Source organism: Peribacillus simplex (genome assembly GCF_030123325.1).
GTDB lineage: Bacteria > Bacillota > Bacilli > Bacillales > DSM-1321 > Peribacillus > Peribacillus simplex_D.
Genome location: NZ_CP126106.1, coordinates 1 through 10000, shown reverse-complemented (window position 1 = coordinate 10000; position 10000 = coordinate 1). Strand labels below are relative to the sequence as shown.

The window sequence follows — 10000 nt, the reverse complement described above, 5'->3', positions numbered from 1 at the left end:
CATCTGCTGTCAGGCTTCCCGTTCTACTTAATAACCTTGGTGGCAGCTTTGCCATCCCGCAATCTGCCAGACATCCGCCAATTGCAGCTTGGTAGACATCAGCCCTATTGCATTTCATTTTAAATGCAATATATCCTCCTATTAATCCAATGGAAATGGCATGATGGTATACATAGTCTTCTTTATTGCAATAGTGGTGCAGCTTTCAAAATGTTTCCTGGTTCCTCTAAAGCCTTGTCCATAAGGGGGATCATGATTAAACGAATCATGGCCACCTCGACTTTACTGCCCGCTTGCCAATTTTTAAATAATCATTTATATGTTTGTACTGACTTAAGATAAAAATCCGTGAAATCCGCTGACTCTTCCATTTCATCCCATTCTTGATCCATTCCTTCTTTCGGCAGAAATCTCTTTCCATCAATCAAAGTTTTTTCAACGCTTACCTCTGTTATTAAAAAGACTTGCAACGCTTCGATTAATTGCCGGGTCAATATTGTTTTTTCATACATAATGGGTCTGTTCGAAAGACCTCTAATCTCTTTTGACAGGATGCAGCCTTCGATTAAATAGCGAGTTTTCACTAGCAAAACGTTTCACCTCGGTAATATCGGCGAGTATCATTCTATTTGAAAAACATGGTAGGAACTATCTTTTTTTGTGATTAAATACCTAAATAAATTCAATTTATTAGCATTTTTTATTTTAAATACCCTAAATATGATAAGTCTTTTTGCTTAAATTCAAACACTCTTGAAATCAGTTTGAATTTTTTCTTAAGCACAAAAAAAGACCCAGCTCAATTGCCTGGGTCTTTTTTGTGAAAAGATCATTCTTCCGTATCTTTTTCAGTTTCTTCATTTTTTTCAATTTCAGTAGGTTCAGAATCAGAATCAGGAGCCGTGACCGTTTCTATTTCCATGTCTTTTTCTTCTTCCTCTCTTCCTACGATGGCTACCGTCGAAACATATTCATTATCAGCGGATTCGAGTCGGATGAGCTTAACACCCTGTGTATTACGGCCCGTTTTAGAAATGCCTTCGACTTCCATCCGGATCAATACACCAGCTGCTGTAATCAGCATCAAATCTTCATCTTCACCCGTAACAGTTTTCACGGCTATTAGTTCACCATTTTTCTCAGTGACATTACATGTTTTTATTCCTTTCCCTCCACGGCTTTGAATACGGTATTCTTCCGCAGAGGTCCGTTTGCCATAACCGTTTTTCGTAACGATGAGGACTTCTTCATCATCTTCAAGAATTTCCATTCCGACGACTTCATCATTCGTCCCTAAGGAAATTCCTTTAACTCCCGCTGCAGTACGTCCCATTGTCCGTACATCCGTCTCAGGGAAACGAATCATCATCCCGGACTTCGTTCCAATTATGATCTGTTTCTCTCCATTCGTAAGACGGACAGAAATCAATTCATCATCTTCACGTAAACCTAGGGCAATTAAACCATTATTACGGATATTTGCAAAAGAAGACAAAGGTGTACGCTTTGATACCCCATGTCTGGTCGTGAAGAATAAATACCAATCGTCAGCAAATTCCTTCACAGGTATGATTGCGTTGACCCACTCGCCCTTATCGACTTCCAACAAGTTGATAAGCGGCAATCCTTTTGCCGTTCTACCATATTCAGGTATTTCATATCCTTTGGAACGATAGACTTTACCTTTGTTGGTGAAGAATAAAAGAGTGTCATGAGTCGATGTGGTTAACAAGTGACCGACGAAGTCATCTGTATTCGTTCCCATACCCTGTATTCCGCGCCCTCCGCGTTTTTGACTGCGGTATGTGGTTGCAGGCAAGCGTTTAATATAACCGTTATGCGTAAGTGTCACGATTATATTTTCCTCTGGGATTAAATCCTCATCTTCCAGGCTTTCAAAGCCGGCTAATGTGATTTCAGTTCTCCGTTTATCATCAAAACGCTCTTTAATTTCAAGAAGCTCTTCACGAATAATTTCAAGAACCTTTTCCTCATCAGCAAGAATCGCTTTATATTCTGCAATTATAGCCATTAATGCCTGATATTCATCTTCAATTTTTTCACGTTCCAGACCTGTCAAACGCTGTAAACGCATATCCAGGATAGCTTGCGCCTGTTTTTCAGAAAGTGAGAATTGTGTCATTAAGCCTTCACGGGCAATTTCTGTCGTTTGGGAACTGCGGATCAACGTAATGACTGCATCCAAATTATCAAGTGCAATGCGCAACCCTTCTAAAATATGGGCGCGGGCTTCCGCTTTCCGTAATTCAAATTCAGTCCTGCGCCGTATGACTACCTGCTGATGCTCTAAGTAGTAGTGCAGGCATTGTTTTAAATTCAATACTTTAGGCTGTCCGTCCACCAAAGCAAGCAGGTTGATTCCGAAGGTAGTCTGCATCGCGGTATGCTTATACAGGTTGTTTAAAAGGACATTCGCATTAACATCCTTTCGAAGCTCCATGACAATACGCATGCCATTGCGATCCGATTCATCCCGTAAGTCGGTAATGCCTTCGATTTTCTTATCTCGAGCAAGTTCGGCAATTTTTTCAATCAATCTTGCTTTATTCACTTGATAAGGGATTTCCTTAACAAGGATTACCTGTTTACCATTGGATTTCTCTTCAATCTCGACTTTCGCACGTTGAATGATTGACCCTTTTCCGGTTTCATAGGCCTTTCTGATTCCACTTCTCCCTAAAATCAAACCGGCTGTCGGAAAGTCCGGCCCAGGGATATATTCCATCAACTCAGGAATTGTAATTTCAGGATTCTTGCTTAAAGCCAATACGCCGTCAATTACCTCGCCTAATTGATGTGGTGGAATATTGGTTGCCATCCCTACCGCTATACCAGATGATCCATTCACTAACAAGTTCGGAAAACGGGCTGGCATAACCGCTGGTTCTCTTTCTGAACCATCATAGTTATCTTGGAAATTAACCGTATCTTTATTTAAATCGCGAAGCAATTCCATCGAAATCTTTGACATTCTTGCTTCTGTGTACCTCATTGCGGCAGCTTGGTCTCCATCGACTGAACCGAAATTCCCATGACCATCGACAAGCATATAGCGATAGTTAAAAGGCTGCGCCATCCGTACCATCGTTTCATATACGGCTGAATCACCATGCGGGTGATATTTACCGATTACTTCCCCGACAATACGGGCAGATTTTTTAAATGGTTTATCCGAAGTCATTCCAAGATCATTCATTGCATAAAGAATTCTTCGGTGTACCGGTTTTAAACCGTCCCTTACATCAGGCAAAGCCCGAGACACGATAACACTCATCGCATAATCCAAAAACGATGTCCGCATCTCGGTACTTATATTTATTTCTTTTACACCTGATCTTTCATTTTCTGACATGGAGCCAACCTCCTATAAAAAGCTTATCTCTCATTTAAAATTTAGCTGTTCGTTCACTATTTAAAGAACAGGATGTAAAAAGCATCCTGTCAAAAAATCAGATATCGAGATTTTTTACATAAATTGCATTTTCTTCAATGAAGTTACGTCGTGGTTCCACCTTATCGCCCATCAACATCTCGAAAGTTTCATCTGCCTCGGCAGCATCTTTCAAACTGACTTGAAGCAGCGTTCTCGTTTCAGGGTTCATGGTCGTTTCCCACAGTTGCTCTGGGTTCATTTCCCCCAGCCCTTTATAACGCTGCAAGTTAGGCTTAGGAGTACTTGGCAAACTTGCCATGATTTCCTCAAGCTGGCGGTCATTATAAGCATAATCCACTTTTTTCCCTTGCTGGATTTTGAAAAGCGGCGGCTGAGCAATATATATATATCCGTACTCGATAATTTTTCGCATATACCGGTAGAAGAATGTCAACATCAGTGTTCTGATATGGGCACCATCGACATCCGCATCGGTCATGATGACAATTTTATGGTATCTGGCTTTTTCAATATTGAATTCATCACCAATTCCTGTTCCGAGTGCTGTGATGATCGTACCTATTTCTTCATTATGCAGGATTCTGTCCAATCGCGCCTTTTCAACATTCAGGATTTTACCCCTTAGCGGCAAAATGGCTTGGAAATGGCGGTCCCGTCCTTGTTTTGCCGAGCCTCCCGCCGAGTTTCCTTCAACGATGTACAATTCACTGATACCTGGGTCCTTAGAAGAACAATCGGCCAATTTACCCGGCAGATTGGATACTTCCAAAGCACTTTTCCTCCGGGTCAATTCACGTGCTTTCTTCGCTGCCAAACGGGCTCTCGCCGCCATTTGCCCTTTATCTACAATTTTCCGGGCCACTGCAGGATTTTCATATAAGAAAGCATCCAGCCTTTCTGAAAGAATGGAATCAGTAACCGTTCTTACTTCAGAGTTTCCGAGTTTGGTTTTCGTCTGACCCTCAAATTGTGGATCAGGATGCTTAATCGAAATGATTGCCGTTAACCCTTCACGGACATCCTCACCAGAGAAATTGGAATCCGCTTCTTTTAAGAGACTATTTTTCCGTGCATAATCATTGATGACACGGGTCAAAGCAGTCTTGAATCCTGACTCATGCGTACCACCTTCATAAGTATGGATATTATTGGCAAAAGAAAAGACATTACTGATATAGCTGTCATTATATTGCAATGCCAATTCAACAGAAATTCCATCTTTCTCGCCTTCCATGAAAATCGGTTCCTCATGCAATACCTCTTTAGTACGGTTCAAATGCTCAACATAAGATTTGATGCCGCCCTCATAGTGGAAATCTCTGATTTTCTCTTCTTCCCCACGTTTATCTTCAATGATCAGTTTCAAGCCTTTATTCAGGAATGCAAGCTCACGGATTCGTGTGGCTAATGTATCGAAATCATATTCCAAGGTTTCAGTGAAGATTTCACCATCCGGAACGAAGTGTACAGTCGTGCCTGTATGATCGGTTTCGCCGATAATTTTCAAGTCTTCTTTAGGGATACCGCGGTTAAATTGCTGATAATGGATTTTACCTTCACGATGAACATAAACTTCCAATACCGTGGATAAGGCATTAACTACTGAAGCCCCAACACCATGCAGTCCACCGGAAACCTTGTAGCCCCCGCCGCCAAATTTACCGCCCGCATGAAGGACCGTCATGATTACTTCCACAGCTGGCCGTCCCATTTTTTCATGGATACCGACTGGTATTCCACGACCATTATCGACTACGGTTATGCTATTGTCTTCTTCGATCGTCACTTTGATTTCCGTACAGAAACCTGCTAGTGCCTCATCAATACTATTATCGACAATTTCCCAAACAAGATGGTGAAGTCCTTTTGCAGAGGTAGAGCCGATATACATCCCCGGACGTTTACGAACTGCTTCTAAGCCTTCTAAAACCTGTATCTGATTCTCATCGTATGCCTGAGCTTGTACTTCTTTTTGTTCCATTGTCATTCGTATCACCTACACTTTTCTATTGGCATTTATCAATTTTCAGGAGTAATCATAACGTTTAGCTACAATTCAAAGAATATCTATATCATCGATTAAGAGCGATGATTGCAGTGAACGCTTTTTCAAAGTGGACGACGCAAGCGGTGAATAATATACCTGTTTGTCCGTCACTACAATCGATTTAACCGAGTTTTTTTCTAAATGGTAAGTTACATCAGACTTTTTCTCCAAAAATTCACTCATGATTGGAGAGGCCTGAAGCAGCTTCTTATCTAAAATGGCTATGACATCATCCGTCTTCACAAGAATGTCTTCACCAATATGGAGATACATACATTCACCTCATCATTTAACCTTTTTTATACTTCCTTGACTCACATAAAAGGTGGACGCTTCTCTTAGGGTTTGATGATCGATTCCATCAACGGAGGGTGTCGTCACAAATGTTTGCACTTTCCCTTGTATCGTATTCAATAAATGGGATTGACGGAAATCGTCAAGTTCCGATAACACATCATCCAATAATAAAATGGGATACTCGCCGATTTCTTCATGGATCAGCTCAATTTCGGCAAGTTTCAAAGACAGGGCAGTCGTGCGCTGTTGTCCTTGTGAACCATATGTCTGGACATCACGGTCATTCACAAAAAAAACCAGGTCGTCACGATGAGGACCTACCAATGTTACACCCCGTTCAATTTCCCTTGTTTTTATTTTATCAAATTTTTCTGTGTATACTTCTATCATTTTCGTCAAATCCATAGATTCTGATACATCAAGCGACGGTTTATATTGGATTTTCAATACTTCTAGATTTCTGGAGATCCCCGAATGAATCGGCTCTGCCCATTGCTGGAGCTTTAAAAGAAACTCGTATCTTCTTTCGACAATTTTCGCTGCATACTGAATAAATTGATCAGTCAGCACGTCAAGCATCGTCGTATCCGTTTGTTTCCGGGTCTGCAGAAGCTTTAAGTAATGATTTCTTTGTTGAAGTATTTTATGATATTGGCTCATATCATGAAGGTATACGGGAGAAACCTGGCCAATTTCCATATCTATAAAACGGCGTCTGACTAGAGGACTTCCCTTTACAAGGTTAAGATCCTCAGGCGCAAACATAACCACATTCATATTTCCGACATATTGACTCAACTTTCTTTGTTCAATATGGTTGCACTTCGCCTTTTTCCCTTTTTTTGAAATGGTCAGCTCAAGTGGTATTGAGGTATTTCTCTTTCTAACTCTTCCTTCTATTTTAGCATACTCTTCATCCCAGCGAATAAGTTCTTTATCATTCGAGGTCCGATGGGATTTTGCCATTGCTAAAACAAAAATGGATTCCATGACATTTGTTTTTCCTTGAGCATTTTCGCCGAGGATTACATTGACTTTATTCTCAAAAGTCAGATTCAATTCGGTATAGTTGCGGTAATTTTTCAAACTTATATTTTCAATATACATATTCCGCTCTTCCCTTATGTTTTAGCTTGTAATTGTGTAGGTGCCAAATCCAGGAATCTCTATTTTATCACCTGATCTTAATTTTCTGCCCCTTCTCACGTCTAATTCGCCATTAATGTAAACCTCATATTCACTTAAGAACCATTTCGCCATTCCGCCGCTTTGGATCAAATCGGCCAATTTCAGGAATTGTCCAAGCGTAATATATTCAGTATTGATTTTTATGGAGTCCATTTCATGCCTCACTCATTTCTAAGTAGTCTTTAATATTTCATTTTACTAAATTAATCCCATTAAGACAAAGTATAGCTTTTTCAGTTCTCGTTTTTAGCGATTCAGCGTTCCGTACAGCATTAAAAAAACGCTAATAACCCTTTGGAAACCTATATTTAAATATAAAAAAATTAAAGACCTGCTATACAAGCCTTTAATTTTTTTGAAATATTATTTTAGCTTAATAAGTCCTTACCGGAAGAATTAATTGCAACATGGAATCATCATGTAGCGGGCGAATGACAAACGGACGCATTGCACCTGTGAAATTAATTTTTATATCGGAACCTTCCAATGCTTTTAGAGCATCCATTACAAATTTTGCACTGAATGAGATTTTCAGGTCTTCACCTTCAATGGCTTCTGCCTGAACCTCTTCAATTACTTTACCAATTTCAGGAGTGTTGGAAGAGACCTCGATTATACGGCCTTCCAGGGTTGTCAATTTGACGACATTATTTCTTCCTTCCCTCGCCAATAAAGAAGCCCTGTCGATCGCTTGAAGAAAATCTTTAGTATGAACAGTCACATCCGTTTTGCTATCAGATGGAATCAAGCGTGATGTATCGGGATAATTCCCTTCAAGAAGTCTTGAAAAGAATAATAAATTTTCAGCTTTGAAAAGTACTTGGTTTTCGGTAATGACGATTTCAATGAGTTCGTTTGTATCATCAAGGATTTTACTTAACTCATTCAGACTTTTACCTGGAATTACAACGCTATAGGTACCGTTAATTTTATTTTCTATTTTGGCTGTTCTCATTGCAAGCCTATGACTATCTGTTGCAATACAGGTCAATTCGTCATCTTGAACCTTCAAGTTTACACCTGTTAAGATGGGGCGTGTTTCTGACGTGGACACTGCAAAGCCAGTTTGGCGGATAAGGGTCTTTAAAAGGTCCGTTGGAAGTTTGAAAATATTTTCTTCTTCAATGATCGGAAGATGTGGATATTCCTCAGGATCCAGTCCATTTAGATTAAATTCAGCTTTACCTGAGCGAATGATCGTTTGAAAGTTATTCTCCACTTCAATTTCTACAGTATCCATCGGCAGCTTTTTGACAATTTCACTGAAAAAACGGGCATTCAGGACAATACCACCGCTACTTTTAACCTCAACAATCTCATCTCCGTCAACCTCAGCCGGAATGAATGATTGGATGGAGATATCGGAATCACTTCCTGTTAGAGTGACACCCTCGCTAGTGACGCTTATTTTTATCCCCGTTAGAATCGGAATCGTCGTCCTTGATGTGACTGCTTTCATTACTTCTTGGACACTATGAACTAATCGATCTCTTTGGATTATAAATCTCATGTTTCATCCTCCAATTTTTTTATTGCCGAATAGGCATATTTATTAATAATTTTTATTAAAAAAGATAGTAGTAATAGTAGTAGGGCCTGTTGATATGTGGATAAGTCCAATCAACCTAAGGAAAAACAGTCTATCCACATGTGGACAGACTGTGTGTAAGTGGTAGTCAGTTATTCACATTATCCAGAATCTATTATACCCTCAGCTGGTCCTGGATTTCTTTAACTTGACGTTGAAGCTGGGTGTCCGTTTGCATGAGTTTGGAGATTTTTTCATGCGCATGGATAACGGTCGTATGATCGCGACCTCCAAATTCATCACCTATCTTGGGAAGGGATGAGTCCGTTAATTCCCTGGAAAGATACATGGCAATCTGTCTTGGAAAGGCTACGGATTTTGTCCGTTTTTTCGCCTTGAAATCTTCAAGTTTAACACTATAATGCTCACCGACGGTCTTCTGGATTTCCAAGATGGTGATTATTTTAGGTTTGGAGCTAGGAATGATGTCTTTTAATGCTTCAGCTGCCAAATCGGCATTTATATCTTTATTGATCAATGAAGAATAGGCGACGACACGAATGAGTGCACCCTCCAGCTCACGAATATTGGAATCGATTTGGTTGGCAATATAGAGCATGACTTCATTTGGGATATCAAGGCCCTCAGCTTTTGCCTTTTTACGCAAAATGGCAATCCGCGTTTCTAGATCAGGAGGTGTGATATCCGTGATCAAGCCCCACTCAAACCTTGAACGGAGGCGATCCTCGAGTGTAGGTATCTCTTTTGGCGGGCGGTCACTCGAGATGACAATCTGTTTGCTTTCTTCATGCAACGCATTGAATGTATGGAAAAACTCTTCTTGAGTTTGTTCTTTTCCCGCAAGAAATTGAATATCATCAATTAATAAAACATCGACGCTTCGGTATCTATCACGGAATTCCCCAGCTTTATTGTCCCGGATCGAGTTGATGAATTCATTCGTGAACTTTTCAGACGATAAATAAACGACCTTTGCATTCGGATTATGCTCAAGAACATAATGCCCGATTGCATGCATTAAATGAGTTTTTCCAAGACCTACGCCCCCGTAAATGAATAAGGGATTATAGGCTTTGGCCGGAGCTTCTGCGACAGCGAGAGACGCGGCATGGGCAAAACGATTGCCGGAGCCGATGACAAATGTATCGAAGGTATTTTTCGCATTCAGCATATGCTGTGGAAATGCAGCATGCTCTTTGTCCTGTTTTTTTATCTTTTTAGGCTGAACAGGAACGGTAAAATCATCATCTTCTTGATTGGGGGGAATGATGAATCTTGCTTCCAATTCCTCACCGGTAAGTTCAAACAATACATCGGAAATAAGATGGGAATAGCGTTCTTCAAGCCAATCCCTGGCAAATTCATTGGGAGCGGTGACTGTTAAGGTATCACCTTGCAATAAATAAGCCTTGGTTGATTTAAGCCAAGTTTCAAAGCTTGGTTTACTGATTTTCTTTTCGATTTTTCCGAGCGCCTGGTTCCAGAGGCTATCGATGTTATCCAA

9 protein-coding genes (1 of these 9 cut by a window edge) are annotated in these 10000 nt (G+C 40.4%); all 9 read right to left on the bottom strand.

From position 1 onward, the window contains the following. Nucleotides 1-202: the 5' portion of an HD-GYP domain-containing protein gene (locus QNH43_RS00045; protein WP_349654821.1), read on the bottom strand. Its footprint begins 509 nt before the window's first position; only the first 202 of its 711 coding nucleotides appear in the window; the start codon lies at nucleotides 200-202; its stop codon lies off the left edge, out of view. 109 nt (nucleotides 203-311) lie between these two features. Beyond that, nucleotides 312-590, bottom strand: a complete 279-nt coding sequence (locus QNH43_RS00040) for a hypothetical protein (protein ID WP_283916451.1) — start codon at nucleotides 588-590, stop codon at nucleotides 312-314. Between the two features lie 239 nt (nucleotides 591-829). Then, nucleotides 830-3373 (bottom strand): DNA gyrase subunit A, encoded by a 2544-nt coding sequence (gyrA, locus tag QNH43_RS00035; RefSeq protein ID WP_283916450.1) that lies wholly within the window; start codon nucleotides 3371-3373, stop codon nucleotides 830-832. A gap of 97 nt (nucleotides 3374-3470) precedes the next feature. Then, nucleotides 3471-5396, bottom strand: a complete 1926-nt coding sequence (gene gyrB / locus QNH43_RS00030; protein WP_283902899.1) for a DNA topoisomerase (ATP-hydrolyzing) subunit B — start codon at nucleotides 5394-5396, stop codon at nucleotides 3471-3473. A gap of 75 nt (nucleotides 5397-5471) precedes the next feature. Next, on the bottom strand, nucleotides 5472-5735 hold the full coding sequence (gene remB / locus QNH43_RS00025) for an extracellular matrix regulator RemB (protein WP_076368514.1): 264 nt from the start codon (nucleotides 5733-5735) through the stop codon (nucleotides 5472-5474). Between the two features lie 12 nt (nucleotides 5736-5747). Next, on the bottom strand, nucleotides 5748-6866 hold the full coding sequence (recF, locus tag QNH43_RS00020; RefSeq protein ID WP_048687943.1) for a DNA replication/repair protein RecF: 1119 nt from the start codon (nucleotides 6864-6866) through the stop codon (nucleotides 5748-5750). Between the two features lie 21 nt (nucleotides 6867-6887). Beyond that, nucleotides 6888-7100, bottom strand: a complete 213-nt coding sequence (gene yaaA, locus QNH43_RS00015) for a S4 domain-containing protein YaaA (RefSeq protein WP_034316192.1) — start codon at nucleotides 7098-7100, stop codon at nucleotides 6888-6890. A gap of 220 nt (nucleotides 7101-7320) precedes the next feature. Next, a complete protein-coding gene (gene dnaN, locus QNH43_RS00010) occupies nucleotides 7321-8457 on the bottom strand; it encodes a DNA polymerase III subunit beta (protein ID WP_101223982.1) in 1137 nt (378 codons plus the stop codon). A 193-nt stretch (nucleotides 8458-8650) separates the two neighbouring features. After that, on the bottom strand, nucleotides 8651-10000 hold the full coding sequence (dnaA, locus tag QNH43_RS00005) for a chromosomal replication initiator protein DnaA (RefSeq protein ID WP_076368513.1): 1350 nt from the start codon (nucleotides 9998-10000) through the stop codon (nucleotides 8651-8653).